The sequence below is a fragment of the Pseudomonas bijieensis genome (assembly GCF_013347965.1).
GTDB lineage: Bacteria > Pseudomonadota > Gammaproteobacteria > Pseudomonadales > Pseudomonadaceae > Aquipseudomonas > Aquipseudomonas bijieensis.
In genome coordinates this window covers 1,529,615-1,552,279 of sequence record NZ_CP048810.1, presented here as the reverse complement: position 1 = coordinate 1,552,279, position 22,665 = coordinate 1,529,615, and the positions used below count along the sequence as shown (strand labels likewise).

The 22,665-nt window shown below is 60.3% G+C and carries 12 protein-coding genes and 3 pseudogenes; 10 read left to right on the top strand and 5 right to left on the bottom strand.

Annotation, left to right across the window (positions count from 1 at the left end; translation table 11 throughout):
* Positions 1 to 4: 4 nt before the first annotated feature.
* The 3 genes from rarD to GN234_RS06405 all read right to left on the bottom strand — a co-directional run bounded on the left by rarD (position 5) and on the right by GN234_RS06405 (position 3,587).
* Entirely contained in the window at positions 5 to 889 is an 885-nt protein-coding gene (gene rarD / locus GN234_RS06415; RefSeq protein ID WP_176688107.1) for an EamA family transporter RarD, read from the bottom strand.
* Between the two features lie 155 nt (positions 890 to 1,044).
* Positions 1,045 to 2,079 (bottom strand): aldo/keto reductase, encoded by a 1,035-nt coding sequence (locus GN234_RS06410; RefSeq protein ID WP_176688106.1) that lies wholly within the window; start codon positions 2,077 to 2,079, stop codon positions 1,045 to 1,047.
* 197 nt (positions 2,080 to 2,276) lie between these two features.
* On the bottom strand, positions 2,277 to 3,587 hold the full coding sequence (locus tag GN234_RS06405) for an MFS transporter (protein WP_176688105.1): 1,311 nt from the start codon (positions 3,585 to 3,587) through the stop codon (positions 2,277 to 2,279).
* A gap of 184 nt (positions 3,588 to 3,771) precedes the next feature.
* Between GN234_RS06405 and GN234_RS06400 the strand changes: the two are divergent.
* From GN234_RS06400 to GN234_RS06375, 7 genes and pseudogenes are all read left to right on the top strand, one after another.
* Positions 3,772 to 4,897: pseudogene (locus GN234_RS06400) on the top strand (sugar diacid recognition domain-containing protein).
* Positions 4,898 to 5,237: 340 nt separating this feature from the next.
* Positions 5,238 to 6,374 carry a glycerate kinase gene (locus GN234_RS06395; protein WP_116832102.1) on the top strand — a complete coding sequence of 379 codons (1,137 nt, stop codon included), beginning with the start codon at positions 5,238 to 5,240 and terminating at the stop codon, positions 6,372 to 6,374.
* Between the two features lie 180 nt (positions 6,375 to 6,554).
* Positions 6,555 to 7,277 (top strand): annotated as a pseudogene (locus tag GN234_RS30300) (MCP four helix bundle domain-containing protein); the annotation flags it as partial.
* Between the two features lie 39 nt (positions 7,278 to 7,316).
* Positions 7,317 to 8,180, top strand: a complete 864-nt coding sequence (locus GN234_RS30295) for a methyl-accepting chemotaxis protein (protein WP_371925618.1) — start codon at positions 7,317 to 7,319, stop codon at positions 8,178 to 8,180.
* A 41-nt stretch (positions 8,181 to 8,221) separates the two neighbouring features.
* Positions 8,222 to 9,409 (top strand): pyridoxal phosphate-dependent aminotransferase, encoded by a 1,188-nt coding sequence (locus GN234_RS06385; RefSeq protein WP_176688104.1) that lies wholly within the window; start codon positions 8,222 to 8,224, stop codon positions 9,407 to 9,409.
* 203 nt (positions 9,410 to 9,612) lie between these two features.
* Positions 9,613 to 10,434, top strand: coding sequence for a hypothetical protein (locus GN234_RS06380; protein WP_163854130.1), 822 nt, complete (start codon positions 9,613 to 9,615; stop codon positions 10,432 to 10,434).
* A gap of 126 nt (positions 10,435 to 10,560) precedes the next feature.
* Positions 10,561 to 12,588 carry a hypothetical protein gene (locus GN234_RS06375; RefSeq protein ID WP_176688103.1) on the top strand — a complete coding sequence of 676 codons (2,028 nt, stop codon included), beginning with the start codon at positions 10,561 to 10,563 and terminating at the stop codon, positions 12,586 to 12,588.
* 115 nt (positions 12,589 to 12,703) lie between these two features.
* On the opposite strand, the gene GN234_RS06370 is transcribed toward GN234_RS06375, so the two are convergent.
* The gene (locus GN234_RS06370) at positions 12,704 to 12,868 is read right to left on the bottom strand and encodes a hypothetical protein (RefSeq protein ID WP_163854124.1); all 165 of its coding nucleotides are present in this window, start codon (positions 12,866 to 12,868) and stop codon (positions 12,704 to 12,706) included.
* A 74-nt stretch (positions 12,869 to 12,942) separates the two neighbouring features.
* Here GN234_RS06370 and GN234_RS06365 point away from each other — a divergent pair, with 74 nt between their 5' ends.
* Entirely contained in the window at positions 12,943 to 15,177 is a 2,235-nt protein-coding gene (locus GN234_RS06365; RefSeq protein WP_176688102.1) for an autotransporter outer membrane beta-barrel domain-containing protein, read from the top strand.
* A gap of 89 nt (positions 15,178 to 15,266) precedes the next feature.
* On the opposite strand, the gene GN234_RS06360 is transcribed toward GN234_RS06365, so the two are convergent.
* The gene (locus tag GN234_RS06360; RefSeq protein WP_163854120.1) at positions 15,267 to 15,722 is read right to left on the bottom strand and encodes a hypothetical protein; all 456 of its coding nucleotides are present in this window, start codon (positions 15,720 to 15,722) and stop codon (positions 15,267 to 15,269) included.
* 220 nt (positions 15,723 to 15,942) lie between these two features.
* Here GN234_RS06360 and GN234_RS30180 point away from each other — a divergent pair.
* Both GN234_RS30180 and GN234_RS06350 read left to right on the top strand, forming a co-directional pair.
* Positions 15,943 to 16,169: pseudogene (locus tag GN234_RS30180) on the top strand (response regulator); the annotation flags it as partial.
* Between the two features lie 169 nt (positions 16,170 to 16,338).
* Positions 16,339 to 22,566, top strand: coding sequence for a hypothetical protein (locus GN234_RS06350; RefSeq protein WP_176688101.1), 6,228 nt, complete (start codon positions 16,339 to 16,341; stop codon positions 22,564 to 22,566).
* Positions 22,567 to 22,665 lie beyond the last annotated feature (99 nt).

Here is a 22,665-nt window from a genome sequence, read left to right as displayed (position 1 = left end):
GACCTTAATTCCGGCGCTGCTGCCGCACCAGGTGCTTGAACCCTTCGAACACCAGCACTGCCACCGCCATCCAGATGGGGATGTAGGTCAGCCATTCACCGGCCTTGATGCTTTCGCCCAATAACAGCGCAACGCCCAGCAGCAACACCGGTTCGACATAACTCAACAACCCGAACAGGCTGAACGGCAGCAGCCGGCTGGCGACGATGTAGGACACCAGCGCGCTGGCGCTGATCACTCCGAGCAACGGGATCAGCAGGGACAGCCATGGGGACTGATCGAAAACGCCGAGACCCTGTTCGCCGCTTTGCACGAACCACAGTGCCACGGGCAGCATCAGGGTCATGTCTAGCCAGAGCCCGCCCAGGTTGTCGGTCTTGATGCGTTTGCGCAGGATGAAATAGATCGGGTAGCCGATCACCACCAGCAAGGTCGCCCAGGAAAACCCACCCACCTGGTACAACTCGTTGAACACGCCAAGGGTGGCGAAGAATACGGCGACTTTCTGCAAGTAGGACAGGCGTTCGCCATAGACGATGCGCCCGGTCAGAACCATCGACAGCGGCAACAGGAAATACCCCAGCGACACGTCCAGGCTGTAGCCATTGAGTGGCGCCCACATGAACAGCCACAGTTGCGCACCCATCAGGGCCGAAGAGGCTATCGCTGCGATCAACAGTCGTGGCGTGGCGACCAGGCGTTGAATCAGCGCCATGACCAGGTTCCAGTCCCGCGTTACCAGCAGGAAGGCGGTCATGCACGGCATTGTCAGCAGCATGCGCCAGCCGAAGATTTCCACGCCGGTAAGGGGTGAGAGCAGCGAGGTGTAGTAGTACATGACGGCGAACAGCGCGGAGGCCGAGACCGATAGAGCGATGCCTTTGGACACAGTGATTCTCTTGGGGGCGATCAACCAACACCCTACCTGTGGCAGGGTGTTGATTGTGGGAGCGAGTCATGTGGGAGCAAGGCCTGCGGTAGCAAAACCTGTGGGAGCAAGGCTTGCCCGCGATAGCCACGCCGCGGTTCAACAGGTGAACCGCGTTATCGTTCATCGCGGGCAAGCCCTGCTCCCACAGGCACGCGCCCCGGCACGAAATGACTCACATCATTGAACCCCGGTGTCGAAGCATGCCCCGGTGTCACCAGCGAATCGATGAAGGCTTCGTCTTCCGCGCTGATCTTCACCGACTGCGCCTTGGTGTACGAATCCCACTGCTCCTCAGTACGCGGCCCGACGATGGCCGAGGTCACGGCGCTGTTGTTCAGCACCCAGGCAATGGCGAACTCGACGATTCCCACGCCCCGGCCCTGGGTGTATTGCAGGATCTGCTGGGCGATGCGCAGGGACTCGATCCGCCATTCGGTTTCCAGGATGCGTTTGTCCTGGCGTCCGGCGCGGCTGTTGGCGTCCGGTGCCACGTCCGGGGCGTACTTGCCGCTGAGCACGCCGCGGGCGAGGGGGCTGAACGGCACCACGCCGAGGCCGTAGTTCTGCGCGGCAGTGATCTGTTCGGTTTCCGCCTGGCGGTTGACGATGTTGTACAGCGGTTGGCTGATCACCGGCCGGTCGATGCCCAGGCTGTCGGCGATCCGGATCACCTCGGCGATGCGCCAGCCACGGTAGTTCGACAGGCCCCAGTAGCGGATCTTGCCCTGGTGAATCAAGTCGCCGATGGCCGACACCGTGACATGCAGCGGCGTGTTGTGGTCTTCGCGATGCAGGTAATAGATGTCCAGGTAATCGGTGCCCAGGCGCGTCAGGCTGGCCTCGATGCCATTGAAAATGTGCTTGCGACTCAGGCCACTGCGGTTGGGCACGCCGTCCGCCGGACCGAAGCCGACCTTGGTGGCCAGCACCCATTCCTGGCGGCGACTGGCGATCGCTTCGCCGACGATCTCTTCGGAGCGGCCGTTGGTGTAGACGTCCGCGGTGTCGATGAAATTGATGCCCTGGTCCCAGGCCTTGTCGATGATCCGCAGCGAATCCTCGGTGCTGGTCTGTTCGCCGAACATCATGGTGCCCAGGGTCAACGTCGAGACTTGCAACCCGGAATGGCCTAGCGTGCGGTAGCTCATGACAAGATCCTTTTATCCATGGGGAAAGGCTCAATCAAATACCAGAACCGTCGCGTGGATCCAACCGTTTTCTCAACCCCACCAAAATCCACTGTGGGAGCGAGCCTGCTCGCGATAGCGTCAGGTCAGCCAACATTTATATCGACTGATACACCGCCATCGCGAGCAGGCTCGCTCCCACAGGGGGCACAGGGGTGTCAGGCCCGCAGGGTACGGGTCATGCGCAACGCCAACAGGCTGCCGCAGACAATCACCCCGGCCAGCAGGTACAACGCCGCGTCGGTCGAGCCGGTGGCGTCCTTGACCCAGCCCACCAGGTACGGGCTCAGGAACCCGGCCATCTGACCCATGGAGTTGATCAAGGCCAGCCCACCGGCGGCGGCACCGGCGCTGAGCAGGGCGGTGGGCACCGGCCAGAACATCGGCAAGCCAGTGAGGGCTCCCATGGTGGCGATGGACAGGCCGATGATGGCGATGGCCGGGGTGGTCGCGAAGTTGACGGCGATCAGCAGCCCGGCGGCACCCATCAGCATTGGCACAACCAGGTGCCAGCGGCGTTCCTTGTGCAAGTCCGCCGAGCGACCCACCAGCAACATGAACACCGCCGCCAGCAGATAAGGGATCGCACTCAGCCAGCCGATCACCAGGTTATCGCTGAAGCCCAGGTTCTTGATGATCGACGGCAGCCAGAAGTTGATCGCGTACACGCCGCTCTGGATGCAGAAGTACACCAGGCCGAAGGCCCAGATCGACGGGTTCTTGAACACCGCCAACAGCGAGTCGGTGGCAGTCTTTGGCTTGTTGGCCAGGTCTTCGGCGTGGTCGGCGGTGAGCACGGCGCGTTCCTGGTCGGTCAGCCATTTGGCGTTGGCGAAGGTGTCGCTGAGCAGGAAGAACGCCAGCGCGCCGAGGATCACCGTCGGAATGCCTTGCAGCAGGAACATCCACTGCCAACCCGCCAGGCCGCCCTGGCCCGCTGCGAAGTGGTTGAGGATCCATCCGGAAAACGGGCTGCCCAGCAGGCCGGACACCGGAATGGCCGACATGAACAAGGCCATGATCCGGCCACGTCGGAACGTCGGGAACCACTGCGAGAGATAAAGCACCACACCTGGAAAGAATCCGGCTTCAGCGGCGCCGGTGAACAAGCGCAAGGTATAGAACTCGGTGGGGGTGGTGACAAACAGCAGGCAAGTCGACAGGGTGCCCCAGGTGATCATCATCAGCGCGATCCAGCGCCGTGGGCCGAATCGGGTCAGGGCCAGGTTGCTCGGCACGCCGCACAGTACGTAGCCGATGAAAAAAATCCCGGCACCGAGGCCGTACACGGTTTCGCTGAATTTCAGGGCATCGAGCATCTGCAACTTGGCGAAGCCAACGTTGACCCGGTCGAGGTAGTTGAACAGATAGCAGATGAAAATGAAGGGGATCAAGCGCAGGGTGATGCGCTTGTAGACGGTATTTTTTTCGTCGGGGGTAGCCAGGAGGGCTATTGCGCTCTGGGACATGGCGGGTCTCTCTTTATTATGATTTTCGCGAGCCAAGGGGTAACGTTGACCGCCCCTTGAGTCTCGGCCAGCCCAAGGCCCCGTGTCTTTGTGCCTGAGCACAGGGTCTGCATTCAAACCCTGTGCGCCTGACCAAACCCACGCCTAAAACAACAATCCACGCCGCTTGCAAGGAACACCGCCCATGTTCGAACTCGATCACGACCTGGCGCAGGACATCGTCGACCGGGCGATGGCGATCCTACCGTATAACGTCAATGTCATGGACAACCAGGGCCTGATCCTCGGCAGCGGGGAGCGCGAGCGGGTCAATACTCGGCACGAGGGTGCGCAACTGGTCCTGGCCAACGGTCGGGTGGTGGAAATCGACGAGCACACCGCGATGCACCTCAAGGGCGTGCAGCCGGGAATCAACCTGCCGTTGATGCTCGATCAACGGCTGATCGGCGTCCTGGGCATCACCGGCGAGCCTGAGCAACTGCGTACCTACGCCGAACTGGTGCGCATGACCGCCGAAATGCTGCTGGGCCAGCGTAACCAGCAGGCCGAGCAGCAATGGCGTCGCCAGCGCTGCGATGACTTGCTGGCGTTGCTGCTGGGGGACGCCGGGGATTCCCCGCGATTGTTGGACGAAGCCCGGCAAATGGGCCTCAAGCCGCAATTGTCGCGGGTGCCATATCTGTTCGAGCTGGGCCTGGAACATGGGCCCGGCCAGACCGTCGAGACGTTGAGCGCGTGGTTGATGTCGCGCTACCCGGACAGTTGGTGCCTGACCTCGTCCAAATCTTCCTTGCTCTGGTGTCGCCCGGTCACCGCCTCGGTGGAGAACGAGCGGCTACTGGGCAAGCTCGATGGGCTGGGCTGGAACATCCTGCGCATCGCAGTGGGCGGCCAGGCGGAAGGGTTGGCGGGCCTGCGGCGTTGCTATCGACGGGTGGCGGACTTGCTGGCCTACGGGCGCGATGTGTTGCCGCAATCGCGCTTGCTGAGCCTCAGCCGCTACCGCCTGCCGGTGCTGCTCTGGCGCCATCGCAGTGACGATGCCCTCGACGAGTTGCTGACCCCGTTGCGCAAGGTCATCGCCAAGGACAGCAACGGCCAGTTGCTCGCCACCCTGCGCAGTTGGTGCGAACACGACGGCCAGAGCCAGGCCTGTGCCGAAGCCTTGGGTATCCACCGCAACAGCTTGCGCTACCGCATGGAGCGCATCGCCGAACTGAGCGGCGTGGATCCGTTGCGGTTGGATGGGATGCTGGCGTTGTACCTGGGGGGTGCAGCTGCTACCCCAGACCGCCGATAAACCCACGTGACCCCCTACTGTGGGAAATGCCGCTCACTTAAGGTTGTCGACAAACCTGTGGCGAGGGAGCTTGCTCCCGCTTGAGTGCGAAGCGCTCACAGAAAGGGCCGCTTCGCAGCCCAGCGGGAGCAAGCTCCCTCGCCACGGGGTGCAGCGTTTTTCTTGAGTGAGCAGCGTAACGGTGGGAGCGAGCTTGCTCGCGATGAGGCCCTTACTTTCGACCACAATCCCCCTTGGCCAACCGATCTTTGTGAAATTGAACAATAATGCCCGGTGTCTTTTGTGCGGCGGACCGGCGTCATGGCTGCGGTCAACTGGCAGCATGCTGTGCATCGGAACCGGAGAATAATATGAAAATAATCATCGCCCCCGACTCGTTCAAGGACAGCCTCAGCGCCCAGGGCGTCGCCGATGCCATCGCCCAGGGGCTGGCCGAGGTCTGGCCGGATGCACAGTTGATCAAGTGCCCGATGGCCGACGGCGGCGAGGGGACGGTGGAGTCGGTGCTGGCGGCCTGCGACGGTCAGTGGCGCCGCACCCGAGTCCACGGCCCCTTGGGCGCTCCCGTCGAAGCGCGTTGGGGCTGGTTGGCCGACAGCTGCACCGCGATCATCGAGATGGCCGAGGCCAGTGGCCTGCAACTCGTGCCGCCGGGGCAGCGCGATGCCTGTTCCAGCAGCACCTACGGCACCGGCGAGCTGATCCGTGCCGCACTGGACGAAGGGGCCGGGCGGGTGATCCTGGCAATCGGCGGCAGTGCCACCAACGATGGCGGCGCCGGCGCGATGCAGGCCTTGGGCGTGGCGTTGCTCGATGAGCACGGCCAACCCCTGGGACCCGGTGGCTCGGCCCTGGCGAACTTGTCGCGCATCGACCTGGGCGATCTCGACCCGCGCCTGGCCCAGGTCAGTTTCGAGATCGCCGCCGACGTCGATAACCCACTGTGCGGGCCCCATGGCGCTTCCGCGATCTTCGGTCCGCAGAAGGGCGCCCGCGCCGAGCAGGTGCAGGAACTGGATCGGGCCCTGGGACATTTCGCCGACCGTTGCGCCCAGGTGTTGGGGCGGGATGTACGCGACGAACCGGGCAGCGGCGCGGCCGGTGGCCTGGGGTTCGCGGCCAAGGCGTTCCTGGGGGCGCAGTTTCGTACCGGCGTGGAAGTCGTCGCCCAACTGACCGGGCTGGCCGATGCGATCAGTGGCGCCGACCTGGTGATCACCGGCGAAGGCCGTTTCGACGCCCAGACCCTGCGCGGCAAGACCCCCTTCGGCGTGGCCCGCATCGCCCGCCGGCAGGGCGTACCGGTGCTGGTCATCGCCGGCACACTGGGGGAGGGCTACCAGGCACTGTACGACCATGGCATCGATGCCGCCTTTGCCCTGGCCAACGGGCCGATGACCTTGCAACAAGCCTGCGTCGATGCCCCGCGCCTGCTGAGCGAGCGCGCCCGGGACATCGCCCGGCTGTGGCGGGTGGCCGCCCGGTAACACGATCCAGTGGCGAGGGAGCAGGCGCCCTCGTCACAAAAGCCTCGCGAAATATTTTTGCAGTCCCCCCCCTGTTAAAAGCCTAAAGCCCGGCCGATAACGAGTCAGGCGCATCCATAATTATTTCAACCAGTGCGCTGATGGCATGGATGCTCGACTCCAACGTCGCGAGGTCTTCCCATGTCCCTACGTAGCCTGAATATCGCCCCCCGAGCCTTTCTCGGCTTCGCCGTCATTGCCCTGCTCGTCGTCGTTCTTGGCGTGTTTGCCGGCAGTCGCATGTCAATCATCCGCCAGGCCTCGCTGGACATGGAGCAGATCCAACTGCCGAGTGTCGGGTACTTGGGCAATGTGATGGAAAACGTACTGCGCATGCGCATCCTCTCGTTTCGCATCCTGGTCAACCGGGATCCGGCCAGCCTGAAAGAGGCCGAGACACGTATCAACGTGCTGGTGGAGAAACTGCAGAAGGCCAATGCCAATTACGCCGCCCTGCCGGCCACGCCAGAAGAGACCGAGCTGTACAAGGCCTTTTCGGCCACCCTTGAGAAGTACCTGCAAGCCCAGCAGGAGATGCTGGAGCTGTCGCGACAGGACAAGGTCGACCCGTTGCGCACCCACATCAATACGCGCATCAAGGAAGGCACCGACCTGATGGGCGAACAGCTCAACAAGCTCATCGCGATCAACATCGCGGGTGGTCACGAGGCGTCGATCAAGGCGGGCGAAAACTACAGCAGCGCGATCACCGGCATGATCGTCGTTTCGATCATTGCCGCGCTGACCACTGTCCTGTTGGCCTGGCTGCTGACCCGTAGCATCGTCACGCCGCTCAATCGGGCACTGGAGGCTGCCCGAACCATCGCCGGCGGAAACCTGGTCCAAGTCATCGCCGACGACGGCAAGGATGAGCCCGCCCGCTTGCTCCAGGCCCTGGCCGCCATGCAAGGCAGCCTGCGCCAGACCATCGAGCAGATTGCCGGCTCCGCCAGCCAACTGGGGGCCGCGGCCGAAGAGCTGAGCGCGGTCACCCAGGAATCCTCCCGTGGCCTGCAACAGCAGCACAACGAAATCGAGCAGGCCGCCACCGCCGTCAACGAAATGACCGCCGCTGTCGAGGAGGTTGCCCGTAACGCGGTGTCTACCTCCGAAGCCTCGAACCAATCGACCCAAGCCGCCCAGGAAGGCCGCTCGCGGGTGGTGGAAACCGTCGACGCGATCCAGACCATGACCCACGACGTGCAAGCCACCGCTTCGATGATCGAAGGCCTGGCGGTGCAGGGTCGTGACATCGGCAAGGTGCTGGACGTGATCCGCGCCATCGCCGAGCAGACCAACCTGCTGGCCCTCAACGCCGCCATCGAAGCTGCCCGCGCCGGGGAGGCGGGGAGAGGCTTCGCGGTGGTGGCCGACGAAGTCCGGGCCCTGGCCCATCGCACCGCGCAATCGACCCAGGAAATCGAAAAAATGGTCGCCGGCATCCAGAACGGCACCGGCCAGGCCGTACAGTCGATGCAGCAAAGCAACCAGCGCACCCAAAGCACCCTGGAAATGGCCCGGGCCGCTGGTGTGGCGCTGGAGCAGATCACTCAGTCGATCAACCAGATCAACGAACGCAACCTGGTCATCGCCAGCGCCTCGGAAGAACAGGCCCAGGTTTCCCGTGAAGTGGACCGCAACCTGGTCAACATCCGCGACCTGGCCACCCAGTCGGCCAGTGGCGCGAAACAGACCAGCGACGCGACCCACGAACTGTCGCGCCTGGCGGTGGGGTTGAATGCGATGGTGGCGCGGTTTGTGATTTGAGATAGGGTTGAGGCTGGACATCGCGCAATCAGGAGACGTACATGCGCTTTTCAGCTTTGACCCAACGCATCACCGGCGATGGCGCCGCCGCCTGGCAGATTCACGACCGGGCGCTGGCCCTGCGCGAGCAGGGCGAGGATGTGCTGTTGCTGTCAGTGGGCGATCCGGACTTTGACACGCCGCGTGCCATTGTCGACGCCGCCGTCGCCAGCCTGCGGGCCGGGGAGACCCACTACTCGGACATCCGCGGCCTGCACACCTTGCGGGCCAGCATCGCCCGGCGTCATCGCCTGCGCTGCGGCCAGCCGGTGGGAGCCGAACAGGTCATTGTGCTGCCAGGGGCGCAGTGCGCGGTGTATGCGGTCGCGCAATGCCTGCTCAACCCCGGCGATGAAGTCATCGTCGCCGAGCCGATGTATGTCACCTATGAAGCGGTGTTCGGTGCCTGCGGGGCGAAAGTGGTGCCGGTGGCGGTCCGCTCGGAGAACGGTTTTCGGGTCGACCCGGCGGACGTTGCCCGTCTTGTGACCCCGCGTACCCGGGCGATGCTGCTCAACAGCCCGAACAACCCGTCCGGCGCCAGCCTGCCTATGTCCACCTGGCAAGCATTGGCGCGGTTGTGCATCGAACATGACCTGTGGCTGATCAGTGACGAGGTCTACAGCGACCTGATCTATGAAGGCGAACACATCAGCCCGGCCAGCCTGCCGGGCATGGCCGAGCGCACCGCGACGATCAACAGTCTGTCCAAATCCCACGCCATGACCGGTTGGCGCATTGGCTGGGTCGTCGGCCCCGAATCCCTCACTGACCATCTGGCGAACCTGTCGTTGTGCATGCTGTTCGGCCTGCCGGACTTCGTCCAGCGGGCAGCCCAGGTGGCCTTGGAACAGGATTTTCCGGAAGTGGCGCAGATGCACGAGGAGTATCGCCAGCGCCGGGACCTGGTCTGCGCCATGCTCGATGACTGCCCGGGCCTCAAGCCGGTGCGGCCCGATGGCGGCATGTTCGTGATGGTCGACGTGCGCCAGACCGGCCTGGGTGCCCAGGCTTTTGCCGAGCGGCTGCTGGACGACTACGGCGTGTCGGTGCTGGCCGGCGAGGCGTTCGGGCCGAGTGCGGCGGGGCATATTCGGATTGGGTTGGTGGTTGATCAACTGAAACTGACGGATGCGTGCCAGCGGATCGCCTTGTTTGCCGCACAGGTACTGCGTAGCCGAAATTCCTGACAACGGTTCAGCGTCCACATTGTTGCAGATAGAGGCTGATGACACTCGGCCTCAGCTCTTTTCTTTGTTTCATTCCAATCCAGAAAACCGATAAACGGTCAACCGACCTGTCAATCCTGACAGTAGGCAAGGTCGACGGACAAGTATTAACTCTGAATCAACGCGATAGGTGGTCTCCACATCCAATTCAGTAGGGGGAGGTTATGTCGACATCCGGTGACGGTAATAACGGCACGAACATTCCACGTCCTGCTGACCCACCGCTGGTAGATGATGTGCCCCCCAGTGGACAGGTTCCGGCCTCGATTTTGTTGAACGGCGGGCAAACTCGCATTCCGCGCTGGCCTATCTATGCCGACCAGATCGGCGAAACGGATCAGTTGCGTGTCTATTGGCGCCGAGACGGTGTGACCACCACCGTTTACGATGAGCCTCACGATGGACCGATCACGCAAACGGAGTTCCTGATTCCGTTACCCGTCCCATTATGGGCCGGAGATGGAGTGGCCTATCTCTATTACGAGGTTGAACCCATAACGCCGCCTGGAAATGCGTTTGAATCGCGTGAAAGAGAGCTGTTTATCGATCACAGTGTTATTCCACTACCTGTATTGAAGTTACCCCGATTTCCGAATGCCAATGCGGCAGGTTATCTGCTTTGCGATACGGTCCCTCCCATTTGGGAAGGGGTACATATCAAGATCCCCTACCAAGGCTTCGAAAAAGATGATTCATGCGTGCTGACTTGGCGTGCCTACACCAGTTTGAACGCCTCGGAAGGGTATATCGACGGCACGGAAGGGGTATTCACGTATCAACTCACCCAGGCGGATGCCGAAAATCCAGAGGGGTTCGAGATGCCGCCCATTCCCTATGAACCTCATGTTAAACCTCTATTTTATGGTTCAGGAGGGGTGACTTACAAGATAAGTAGGGGCGGCGTGTTCATTGGTGAATCAAGGTTAGGCACGGTGAAGGTCGATCGGTTTGTTTCCGGGGCGACGGAACCGTGCGGTCCTTTGTGAGGTTTAACAACGCTGGTAATTAACTATTGGCCGGTGGTCTGGTAGTTGCTATCAGGGTGTTTGTGTACGGCGACGCAGTGAGCACGGATGAACGTGCGGTCTGGATATTATTGTGGAGAGCGTGAAATGAATGCAAAACAGCAAATAGCCAATATCGACCGGGAACGGGTACGCCGCGAGCGTGCAGCGGCAGAGCCTTTAGCGGGAAATCCTCCTGAGTTTCCAGGTGTTATTGTCAGCGACGCCGACAGGCGCGTGTATATCGAGTACCTTCGGCCAGGTGCAAAATTACCGGTTACACTGCGGCGATGGCCAAACGAAGATGACACTGATGAGGTCTGGGTTTATATCGCCCGAGAACCGGCCGTTCCAACGGATGATCCAGTTTGGGAAGAAGTGGACACTTTTCCTGCTGGTCCTATCGCTGACCGCCCTTCGGTATTTGTGGCGGGTATTCCGACGGAAAAGTTGACTGACTATAATCCCGCCGGAACGCCTTCTGTTTGGTTGGTTAAATACGAAGCGATGCCTCCTCTGGGGAATGAGTGGGAATCAGATCCGGAAACGATTGTAATCGATAGACGAGCCCACTACCAACCGAACCCTGGCGGACCCAAGAACCAGCCACCGTTGACCACCGCCACTCCGACCTATCCCCCGGACAATATCATCGACAACGCTTACCTCAGCAGTCTACCCAACGGTACCTGGGAATTGGTCGTTGGTACCCAGGGGTTGGCATCAGGTGATAAATGTTATTTTTATATCAGCCGAAATTATACGGAGCTTAATACCGATGAGCCCATTAATCCTCCACCCTATACGTTGCCTTTAACGGGTAAGTTTGAGGTCGATTCGGGGACTTTGCGCGGTCTTCCTGCGGGAGCGGTTTATGTTTATTATCGGCTCGTAGATGCCGTCGGGAATGAAAGTAGGTTGTCGGTTCCTAAAGGCCTGAAGATTATGTTTTCGCCGTCGCCAGTACTTGAGGCGCCCCGTGTTCCCTTGGCAAGCTCCGGCACTGATCGTCTTATCGATTTGAAAGACTGCGCGGTGCCCGGCGGCGTTACAGTGGAGGTGGACAGGGTTGACAATGTGGAAGATACGGATGAAATTCAAATTAATTGGAATAACACTGTTGTCGATACAAAGGCTTTCGGCACGGCTACCAAGTTGGTTTTTCCAGTGTCGTTTGACATTATTTCTGATGACTATTACAAGGATGGGGACGATACCCAAGAGGATGTTCCGGTTACTGTGAAGGCTACTTTGCTGCAAGGGGCAACGCCACTGAGCGAATCATTCGTGGATATTTTTTCAAATATCTACGTCCCTGGACCGACTCCGGTTGATCCAGGGCCCAATGATGGACTCAACGAGCCCAATGTTACAAGTACGGACGTGGACAACGTTATTGAGATTGAAGATTATGGCGTCGATCAGATAATCACTATCGTTTTGTGGACCGATCCCGATAAACCCGTAAAAGACGGACAGCAAATTATTGCTGCGTACGAGGGCGTAAGACTTCCTGATGTCGCGTTTTTGAATGCGGGTGACACCTCTGTAACGATTGAATTGCCTTGGACGGTCATTAATGGCGCCGGGCTGGGCGATAAAAGCCTTCAGTATTTCCTGTCGGATATTGGCGGAACCAATGAAAATCCGTCACCTATCCAAACGGTTACCAATAACGCGCTTGTTGTTAACATGGACCCTCCAGATATAACCACGCGATATCCGAACCTGGTGCGTTGTGGGGACCTGCAGCGGAACACATTTAACGCGGTGTTCACGATTCCTGGAAATACTGAGCACCTTCTAGTGGGCCGGGAAGTTACCCTGCATGCGCAAGGATATAGGGATGCCGCTCACACCGAGGAAGCCCCGGATACCGATTTCAGCTCTCCTACGCCTCACACGATTGTCGACGGTGAGCCGGAGAGTGGGTTCACCATGACCGTTTCACCTTATGATCCCGTTATCCGCAATATTCCTGAACCGCCTCCTGATCCGGTGGAACCTGGGGACTACATTGGCTACTGGAAGGTCTGGTACACGGTGAAGATCAATGCAACGGATCATCCCTCGGCGGAGTATGACGCGACGGTCAGACTAGTGAATGCAAATGGTGAATATTGCGAAGATGCTTGAGGTGAAATCTGGCTTGATGTTTCCCTTCACGGCAGCGTTCTGTTGGGGGGCCGTGAAGGGGCTGGATTTGTCCTGCTTGCATATCAGAATTATCTGAGTCGTTTTCAGAATATTCCTACATTTGATTTTTGGCTTCATCAGTAGTCTTGCGCGTCTTCTCGATGTTGATCAAGGCGATCAGCAAGCCGGCCAATTTCAAATTGCATTTCTGGGGTACTTCATATGCGCGCAGCACAATTTTCTCTACTGAAAGGTCATGGCCGTCATTGGCGATATCCATCAGCCCTGGCGCTTGCGTTCTTCATCCCTTACACAGAGGGGCGGGACCTGATCCCCGGCGAAACGGAAACCATCGTGCCTTCGCCGATAGTAGAAAGTTGGCGCATAACACCCGGTGCGACGCTTAACGTCAACGGCGCCGACACGCTGGGCATCACTGCCCAGCGCGGCACGTTGAACGTCAACACCGGGACGACCCAGCAGATTGCCGCAACCGCGGGCTCGACCGTGAACCTGACCGACGCAACAGTGACCGGGGCAAGCGGGTTCGTCACCGTCTCATTGGTCAACAGTAACGCCAACATCAGCGGCAGCACGATATCGGGACTCGATTATGGGCTTCAGGCGGTGCGTAATACTTCCACGACGACCGGTTCCAGCGCCACATTGTCGGGCAGCACCGTTCGTGGCGATTTGGGGGGCGCGTTCGTTACTTCCTACAGCACCCTGGACTTGAATAACAGCACCCTTGAAGGCACCGGCAGTTCCAGCTTTGGTTTACAGCTCGCCGGAGGGCAAGCGACCCTCAGTAACGAATCCCAAATCATTGGCGGCCTCAATGGCGTGACGTTTGGTCTGGATCGGACCGACGAGCAGATCAGCAAACTGATCCTGAACAACTCCAGCGTAGAGGGTAAAAGCGGTTCGGCTATCGTCGCCAATGTGGGGGCCAACCCGTTGGGCTCGCTGGAGATTGAGGTCTCGGACGGCTCGACGCTGATCGGCGGTAATGGCACGATCCTGGAAGTGACAAACGGCACGAACGTCAATTTCAACGTCAATAACAGCGTGCTGCAGGGCAACGTGGTGGTCGAGGCCGGCAGCAACGTGAACACCTCACTCAACAACCGGGCCTCGCTGACCGGGGATGTACAAAACGTTGGCCAACTCAAACTCGATAACCAGAGTACGTTTACCGGCACCATCAAGGGCGATGCCGGGCACACCACCAACGTGGTGCTCGACAATCATTCACACTTCACCGGCGGCATCGAAGGTACCACTGACCTGGACATCAACGGGCAGTCCACCTGGACCCTGACCGGCAGCAATAGCGTGAATAATCTGTCGCTCAATGGCGGCACGGTGGATTTCGCGCCGGGGGCAACGTTCTACACCCTCAACGTCCGGGAGCTCTCCGGCAGCGGTTTTTTCAACATGCACACCGATTTCAATACCGGTGAAACGGATTTCCTCAACGCAGAAACAGCGTCGGGCGATCACGTCGTGTCGGTGAGCGCCACCGGTGAAAGAGCCCGGGCCAATGGCTTGATCCAGATTGCGGACCTGGCCGAGGGCAATGCACAGCTGGCGCTGAACAACGGTTCTGTGGACGTCGGGGCCTTGACCTACAAGTTGGTTCAGGAAGGTACCGGCTGGTATCTGCGCCCCGACGAAGGGCCCAGCACCAGTGCCCGTTCGGTGCTGGCGATCGCCAACACGGCCCCCACCATTATCTATGCCGAAAGCACCCTGTTGAACTCGCGCATGGGCGACCGCCGATTGACGGGAGCCAAGCCTGGGCTCTGGACCCGGGCCTACAATAATCGGTACAGCGTCCAGAATGCCTACGCGGGCGGCTATAGCCAGACGCAGCAGGGCCTGGTCATCGGGGCCGACGCAGCGCTGGGTGACAGCGACTGGCTGGTTGGCGGAATGGTTGGTTACAGCCGCACGCAGTTGGACCTCAAGTACGGCAGTTCGGGCTCGGTGGACAGCTATTCCATCGGCGGCTATTTGACGAAGTTCGATCCTCAAACGGGTTTCTATGTCGATGCGGTGACCAAGATCAACCGCTTCGACAACCGCCTGGACGTGAGCATGAGCGATGGCGTGAAAACCAAGGGGTCTTATGACGCCTACGGTGTGAGCGGCTCGCTGGAAGTGGGCTTTCAAGACCAATTGGGGGGTGGTTTTTTCTGGGGGCCTTTTGCTCAGGTCGCCGCGGCAGTGGTGTCTGGTGAACATTACAGACTGGACAATGGCCTGGAGGTCGATAGCGAACTGACCCGGTCGTTGGTGGTCAAGGGCGGCGCTTATATCGGCAGCGAGATCGACCTGGGTAACGGCCACAAGCTCCAGCCGCGGGTGCATGTCGCCATCGGCCAGGAACTCATCAAGCGCAACGAAGTTGGGGTCAACGACAGTTCGTTCAACAACGATAGTTCTGCCACCAGTTTGGAATTGGCGGGGGGCATCAATTGGGCGCTGCCTCACGGGCTTCAGGTTTTCGCCGAGGCTGGCTCAGCCCAGAGCAAGACAGTCAAGCAGGATTACAATGTCAGCGCGGGCCTCAGTTTCAACTTCTGATGGGCTGTCGATAAACATTTGATCATTCAATAAAAAAGCTCCGGATTGAAAAATCCGGAGCTTTTTTGGGGTGCTTGCTGGGCTCAACTTTAGCGAACCCCCGAGTCCGCAACCAAACTGAAACTCATCGTCAGGTCATGGAATTTTGCATCCTCCAAGCCATTCTCGACGTGGGCGTCTATCGTTCCGCTGATGGAAAGGGTTTGCGGGTCAAACGTCAGCGCCGTTGCGGTATCGAGTGTCGAATATTCCGCAGGCGGATCCTCCGCTGTATCCGCATAAAAAACCTTCACACCCGAGGTCGTTCGTGGGGTGTTATCGACAGGATCTTCCAGGAAAACGACCCTGATACTCTTGATGTGGAAGCTGGTTGGGTCGCGAAGCGTCGCGGTGATGGTCAGGTAATCACCATGGGTGGGGTAGCTCACGCGGGAAAAGGTTGCTCTGAACGATGCGGGGGGATTTTGATCGATGGAGGCTTCGAACTCATTGGCGAGGATGGATTTTCGTGCTGTATCGACTGACAGTTTTCGTGCTGCGCTCATTGTCATGATCTCCATTTGGATATCGCAAGGCTGTACCGACAGTGCAGAGAGTTATCTGACCATGGGTCGTGCCATCTGAGCGCGATTCCTGTGCGCTGTAAACTGTCAGATATTACAGTTTACAGCGACGCTCACTTATGGAGCGCAGGATGATCGGCTGTATCGAGCGTGCTCGCGATAGCGGCCCCACCAGCGCCACAGCACTTTTCTGGAAGCACCCATGCCCAACATCCTCCTGGTCGAAGACGACACCGCGCGCTCCGAACTGATCGCCAGTTACCGGAACGCAGCGGCTAATAGGTCAGTGTGCCCAGCCGTAGCGATCATGCACGTGAGCGGACGCGGGTCGATCCGCTGATCCTGATGCTCACCGCCTGGGACGACAGCCACGACCAGGTCCTGGGCCTGGAGATGGGTGCCGACGACTACGTCACCAAGCCTTGCGAGCGGGCGTAGCCATCCTGAACTCAGACCACGGATGTCCCTACCGTTCGTCGAAACTCCCCGCCGACCTGTTAGTTCCGACAGTAGCCGATCCGGCTGATGTGGTGCCAAATCCAACCTATCGCGTTGCGATCTGAAAGCCACCGTATCGTGCTGGATAAAGGAACTGGCCATGACCTCTTTTCGCCTTTATTTACCGCCTCCCAAGTCTTCCACCGACGGTCAATTGTCAAACTGGGCGCTCATCATCGCGGGCATGGCCAGCCCCATCGTGGACGGTGACGGCGGTATCGGCCTGGGCGTGGTCGAGGACCACGAAGAGGGGCCTTTTTGCATCATCGATCCGTGGAGCGCGCCCATGCAGGCGGGCGATATCGTCGATGTCTATCTGGATGCGAACGTCGTCTGGCATCACGAACTGCTGGTTGGCCAGGAAAACGAGCGTCTGTTCTTCTTCGTGGGCAGGGAATGGTTTGTGCCCGGCTGGATCGAACGCTGCTATTACGTGGTGCTGCGCAAGGGTGAGACGATCCCTGATGATCCGTCCTCGACGTTGCGCTTGCTGGTCAAGCTGGACCGACCCGGTGGCCGCGACAAGAACCCGCACCTGCCAGGGCACTCGGAACTCAAGATGGTGCAGTTGCCGGCCGAGGTGATCGCTCAAGGTGTCGATGCCCAATGGGCCGCCAGAGGCGTGCCCATGGCGATCGAGCCTTACCCCAACATTGCCGTGCGCGACGTTATCCAGGTGAAATGGGGCAGTGTCTTCCTCGACGCCCTGGAACTGACCCAAGAGCAGGTCGAGGGCACACAGCCCATCGAAGTCATCGCCGACCAGGCCAAGATCCTGGCCGGCGGCGACAGCAATGCGCTGCTGGTGCAGTACGAAGTGCATGACGAGGTGTGGAATTACTCGGAAAAATGGTCGATGACCACCACCGTGAAAGTCGATGCCGGGGCCTGGCGCCTGGCCGCGCCGATCATCGAGGAAGCGGTCGACGGCATCATCGATCTCAAGGCATTGAACCAGCAGGACGTCACCGTGCAGATCCTTCTCGCGACACAGGAGTTCGAGGTCGGCGATACGGTGACCATGACTTGGATCGGCACGCCACACGTCGGCAAGCCGCTGATCCATACCCAGGCACACGAGATCACCAATATACCCAGCATCCTGCCCTTGAAGGTGCCTTACGCAGAGGTCCGCGCCATTGCCATGGGCTCGGCCGAGGCTTCATATGTGCTGACCAAGAAGAACGGTGATCCACCCCTTTCGTCCAAGCGCGCGTTCGCCAGTGTGGTGGGCGATGTTTATGCGCATCCCGCTCCGGTCCTTCGCGAGCAGGTGGGCGATAGCCTCGATCCGGACACCCAGATGGCCAACGTGCTCATCTCGTACCCGGGTATCGCCAATGGGGATTTCATCGAGCTGATCTGGGAAGGCACGCGAGCTGACGGCACACCGTATGCGTATCCGCAAACCCACACCGTCAGCCGGAATGAAGCCGACGACAAGTCGGTCACGCTGTACGTCGGTGCCGAACACATCAGCGTGCTTGCCAACGGCCGCCTTGACCTGTGGTACCAGGTCTCCAATGATCAGGCGGCGATTTATGGGGTGAGCGAGTCCGAACATCTATTGGTCAAGGTCCAGGCGCCTGGGGCGACGCTACCGCCCCCCAAGGTTCCGGAAGCCCCGGACGGGGTCCTCGATCCGTCAAAGATCTTCGATAAGGTCAAGGTATTGGTCGACTATCGGGGCACGGTCAAGGGCGACATCCTGACCTACTACTGGACCGGTGCCAACCCGCTCGCCAGCACCAGCAGTTGGATACCGATCACGGCAGTGTCTGCTGGCGAGCCTGTGACATTTCGCGTGGATGCCGATTTCGTGACGGGTAATATCGGCCAGACCGTCAAGGTCCGCTACACCCTCAAACACGCCAGCGGAGCGTACAGCTATTCGGAAACGCTGGACCTGTTGATCGGTTTCCTGGTCGGCGAGTTACCCCCACCCAAGGTGATCCAGGCACCCGACACGCTCCTTGATCCCATGAACGCGCTCGCGGGTGTCGATATCGAGATCGGCTATGAAAGCATGGATCCGGCGCTGGATACGGTCATCTTGAAGTGGCTGGGCACCCCCGGTCCCGGTTCTTCCGAGGATCAGGAACAACCGGGGGATCAAAGCGGCAAGGTACGGTTTCATCTGGACGCGTCGTTCGTCGGGCCCAATATCGGCCGAGTGGTCAGCGTGGGTTATGAGGTCCAGCGCTACGGTTTTTTCACGCCTTCTGAAAGCCTGCCCCTGACCATCAGCGCCTTTGCCGACCCGGAAACCCAATTGCCGCATCCGCGGGTTACCCAGGCGAATGCGGATCGCCAGGAGCTGAACCTGGCGACCTTCAGCGGCAACGCTGAGGCCACGGTGGGCAAATGGTCGTTCAGTGCCGCCGGGCAAAAGGTCTGGTTGCGTCTGGAAGGGCAGACCGATAACGCCACGTCCTACGATATTGTGCTGTTGGCGGGCGCGACCATTTCCGCAGGGCAGGCCAGCAATGGGCTGCGCGAGTCGGTACTGCGCAACGAACTGGAGAAGCTCGGCCACAATACGCCGCTGAAGGTTGTTTGCCGGGTGAGCTTTTCCGGTGAGGCGGATGAGGCCGCTGCCATCGAATGCCCCATCACGCAATACACCTTCAAGGTCCGGCATGACTGGGTCGTGCCCGATATCCAGAGGGTCTACGACACCTGGGGCGATATCAGCGAGGGTGACTATACCGTCGATACCCGCGTGACCCTGAGTGGTGTCGCCACGCCGGAGTCGACGCTGGAATTCTTCGATGACTCCGCCGGGGTGGGGACGGCTTCCGTGGCATTGGAGAGCGACTGGACGTTTCCCCTGAGTGGATTGCAGGCCAAGGATTATCGCCTGACGGCCCAGGCCCGGGACGGCAGCGGCAATGTCTCGAACCGTCGGACCTTCACGGCCGTACGCCTGGTGCCGCCCACCCTCGACTCGGTGACCGACTCCCGAGGCGAGCTCGCCAATGGCGATACCACCGTCGACACCCGCGTCACCGTGGCCGGCAAGGCCAGCGCCATGCAACGGGTGGAAATCTTCGACGACGCCACTGCTTCACTGGGCGACGCGACCGCCAACGCCGCTGGCGACTGGACCCGGGACCTCAGTGCATTGAGTGTCACCCGCCACAGCCTGACCGCCAAGGCCCTCTACGGCGCCGGTGTCGTTTCCGGTGCCCGGACGTTCACCGTCACCGCCCTTATGGCACCCTCGATTAACTCCGTACAGGACTCCAAGGGCGAGCTCAACAATGGCGACACCACCGTCGACACCCGCGTCACCCTGACCGGCAAGGCCAGTATCGAGCAGGAAGTGGAAATCTTCGACAACCTCACGGTATCCCAGGGCCGCAAGAAAACCGACAGCAACGGCAACTGGGACCTGGTCATCAGCGGCTTGAGCGTGACCGGCCACAGCCTGACGGCCAAGGCGCTTTATGGCAGTGGCCAAGCGTCTGCGGCGCGGACTTTTACCGTTACCGCGCTGACCGTTCCCACGATCACCTTGGTGCGGGATTCCAGGGGCGAGCTCAACGATGGAGACACCACCGTCGACACCCGCGTCACCCTGACCGGCAAGGCCAGCATCGAGCAGGAAGTGGAGATATTCGACAACCTCACGGTGTCCCATGGCCGCAAAAAAACCGACAGCAGCGGTAACTGGACCCTGGACATCAGCGGGTTGAGTGTGACCGGCCACAGCCTGACGGCCAAGGCCCTCTATGGCAGCGGTCAAACGTCTACCGCGCGGACCTTTACCGTCACCGCCCTGGCCGTTCCGTCAATTACCTCCGTACGGGACTCCAAAGGCGAGCTCGACAATGGCGACACCACCGTCGATACCCGCGTCACCCTGACCGGCAAGGCCAGCATCAAGCAGGAAGTGGAAGTCTTCGACAACCTCACGGTGTCCCATGGCCGCAAAAAAACCGACAACAACGGCAACTGGGACCTGGTCATCAGTGGATTGAGCGAGACCGACCACAGCCTGACGGCCAAGGCGCTTTATGGCAGTGGCGCAACGTCTACCGCGCGGACCTTTACCGTCACCGCCCTGGACAGACCGACTATCGCGTCGGTGCGGGACTCCAAGGGCGAAGTCAGGAACGGCGGTACCACGTTGGATACCCGTGTGACCTTGGCCGGCAAGGCCAGTGTCCGGCAAGAGGTGGAGATTTTCGACAACCTCACGGTTTCCCATGGCCGTAAAAGGGCTGACGATAACGGCGACTGGGATATGGTCGTCAGCGGGTTGAGCATGACCAACCATAGTTTCACCGCCAAGGCGATCTATGGCGATGGCGCCAGTTCCGAGGCGCGGACCTTCAAAGTCACCGCCGTCCTCACCCCGACGCTCACCGACATCACCGACAGCCGAGGTTCGGTGGTCGGCAAGGCCACCGTCGAGACCCGCGTCACCGTCACCGGCACGGGGAGCAGTGGTCAACGTATCCAGCTACGGGACGCAGAGGCCAATATTGGCAGCCCGATCGACATCCCGGACAGTGCCACCACCTGGACGGCTGATCTCACGGGGCTGACGGTCAAGGGCTACACCATCAAGGCCAAGGCGCTCTATGACAATGGCCAGGAATCGGGGCCGCTGGCCTTTTCCGTGACGGCCAGCGTGACCCCGACACTCACCGATATCACCGACAGCCAGGGCTCGGTGGTCGGCAAGACCACCATCGAGACCCGCGTCACCGTCACCGGCACGGGGAGCAGTGGTCAGGGAATCCAGCTACGGGATGCCAATGCCAATATCGGCAGCCCGATCGATATTCCGGCCAATGCCACCACTTGGACCGCCAACCTCACGGGGCTGACTCCCAAGGGCTACAGCATCAAGGCCAAGGCGCTTTATGGCAGCGGCCAGGAGTCGGGGCCGCTGGCCTTTTCCGTGACGGCCGGTGTCACCCCGACAATCACCGATATCACCGACAGCCGAGGCTCGGTAGTCGGCAAGACCACCATCGAGACCCGCGTCACGGTTAGCGGCACAGGCAGCAGCGGCCAGAGTATCCAGCTACGGGATGGAAACGCCAATATCGGCAGCCCGATCGACATTCCGGCCAACACCACCACCTGGACAGCCATTCTTACAGGGCTAAGTGTCAAGGGTTACGACATCAAGGCCAAGGCGCTCTATGGCAGCGGCCAGGAGTCAGCGGCGAAGGCCTTCTTCGTGACCGCCAACATCAGCCCCACGCTTACCGACATCCGTGACAGCAAAGGCAGCGTGGTCGGCGGCATCACCGTGGAAACCAGCGTCAGGGTCACCGGCACCGGCAGTTCCGGGCAAAGGATCCAGCTACGGGATGGAAATGCCAACATCGGCAACCCGATCGACATTTCCGCCGTCGGGACGAACTGGGAGGCCACCCTCACGGGGCTGTCGGCCAAGGCGTATGGGCTCAAGGCCAAGGCACTTTATGGCAACGGACAGGAATCGGCGGAGAAGGGCTTTACCGTCACCGCCGTCAGGTCGCCCACCATCACTTTTATCAGGAACGCCGCCAACGTCGATATTCCCCCTAACGGCTCCACCACCGATACCCAGGTCACCGTGGTGGGCAACGCGAGCAGTCTTCAGCACGTAAAGATCCTGGACAATGGTGGCGACAAGGGGGATGCCCAGGCAAACGCTGCGGGCGATTGGAGCAAGGTGTTGGCAGGCTTGGCGGTGGGCGCTCACCCCATGACAGTCCGGGCCTTGTATGGCAGCGGAGTGCCGGATTCAGCGGTGAGAACCTTCCACGTGGCGCAGGCGTTGCCGCCGCTGGTGTTCAACACTTCGCCGGTTACGCTGAGCGGCAGGATTTATATCATCTACGGGTCGCATGTCCTGCCGACTTTTGGCGCGGGCACCTCGGTGCTCCATCAAGCCAGCGGTGGCCGGCCCGGCTACAGCTACAGGTCCAGCAATGCGGCCGTCGCCGTGGTCGATGGCAATGGCTGGGTGACAGTTCGGTCGAGGGGGCAAACCACCATTACCGCGCGCGATGCCGCAGGCCAGGAAAAAAGCTACAGCGTCTCGGTCACCGGGGTCATTCTGTGCGAGGGAGTAGGGGGAGGAACATGGCCCCAGATCAACAGCAATACCGCCGCGCGCGGCGCACGGATGCCGTCCATGGGTGAGCTTCGCGAAATCTACAATACCTATGGCAATCGCTGGCCGCTGGGTAACGGCTATTACTGGTGCAAAGACGTAGCCGCCACGTGGCCGGTGACCCGGTACTACATGAAGAATCTGGTCAACGGCACGGAAGCCCATGTCCAATACTATGGAAATGCCTTCGGTGTCGGCTTGAAATAGTTCGTCCCGGACTCACTCGGCGAAAGGCCCGTGGCACTCACCTGTGGCGAGGGAGCTTGCTCCCGCTCGGCTGCGCAGCAGTCGTAAAACCGGCTGAGG

Excerpts from the sequence above, each read along its gene's own strand:
- GN234_RS06410 (WP_176688106.1), bottom strand. The coding sequence starts at position 2,079 with ATGAGCTACCGCACGCTAGGCCATTCCGGGTTGCAAGTCTCGACGTTG.
- GN234_RS06405 (WP_176688105.1), bottom strand. The coding sequence starts at position 3,587 with ATGTCCCAGAGCGCAATAGCCCTCCTGGCTACCCCCGACGAAAAAAAT.
- GN234_RS06395 (WP_116832102.1), top strand. The coding sequence starts at position 5,238 with ATGAAAATAATCATCGCCCCCGACTCGTTCAAGGACAGCCTCAGCGCC.
- GN234_RS30295 (WP_371925618.1), top strand. The coding sequence starts at position 7,317 with ATGCAAGGCAGCCTGCGCCAGACCATCGAGCAGATTGCCGGCTCCGCC.
- GN234_RS06385 (WP_176688104.1), top strand. The coding sequence starts at position 8,222 with ATGCGCTTTTCAGCTTTGACCCAACGCATCACCGGCGATGGCGCCGCC.
- GN234_RS06380 (WP_163854130.1), top strand. The coding sequence starts at position 9,613 with ATGTCGACATCCGGTGACGGTAATAACGGCACGAACATTCCACGTCCT.
- GN234_RS06375 (WP_176688103.1), top strand. The coding sequence starts at position 10,561 with ATGAATGCAAAACAGCAAATAGCCAATATCGACCGGGAACGGGTACGC.
- GN234_RS06370 (WP_163854124.1), bottom strand. The coding sequence starts at position 12,868 with ATGGATATCGCCAATGACGGCCATGACCTTTCAGTAGAGAAAATTGTG.
- GN234_RS06360 (WP_163854120.1), bottom strand. The coding sequence starts at position 15,722 with ATGAGCGCAGCACGAAAACTGTCAGTCGATACAGCACGAAAATCCATC.
- GN234_RS06350 (WP_176688101.1), top strand. The coding sequence starts at position 16,339 with ATGACCTCTTTTCGCCTTTATTTACCGCCTCCCAAGTCTTCCACCGAC.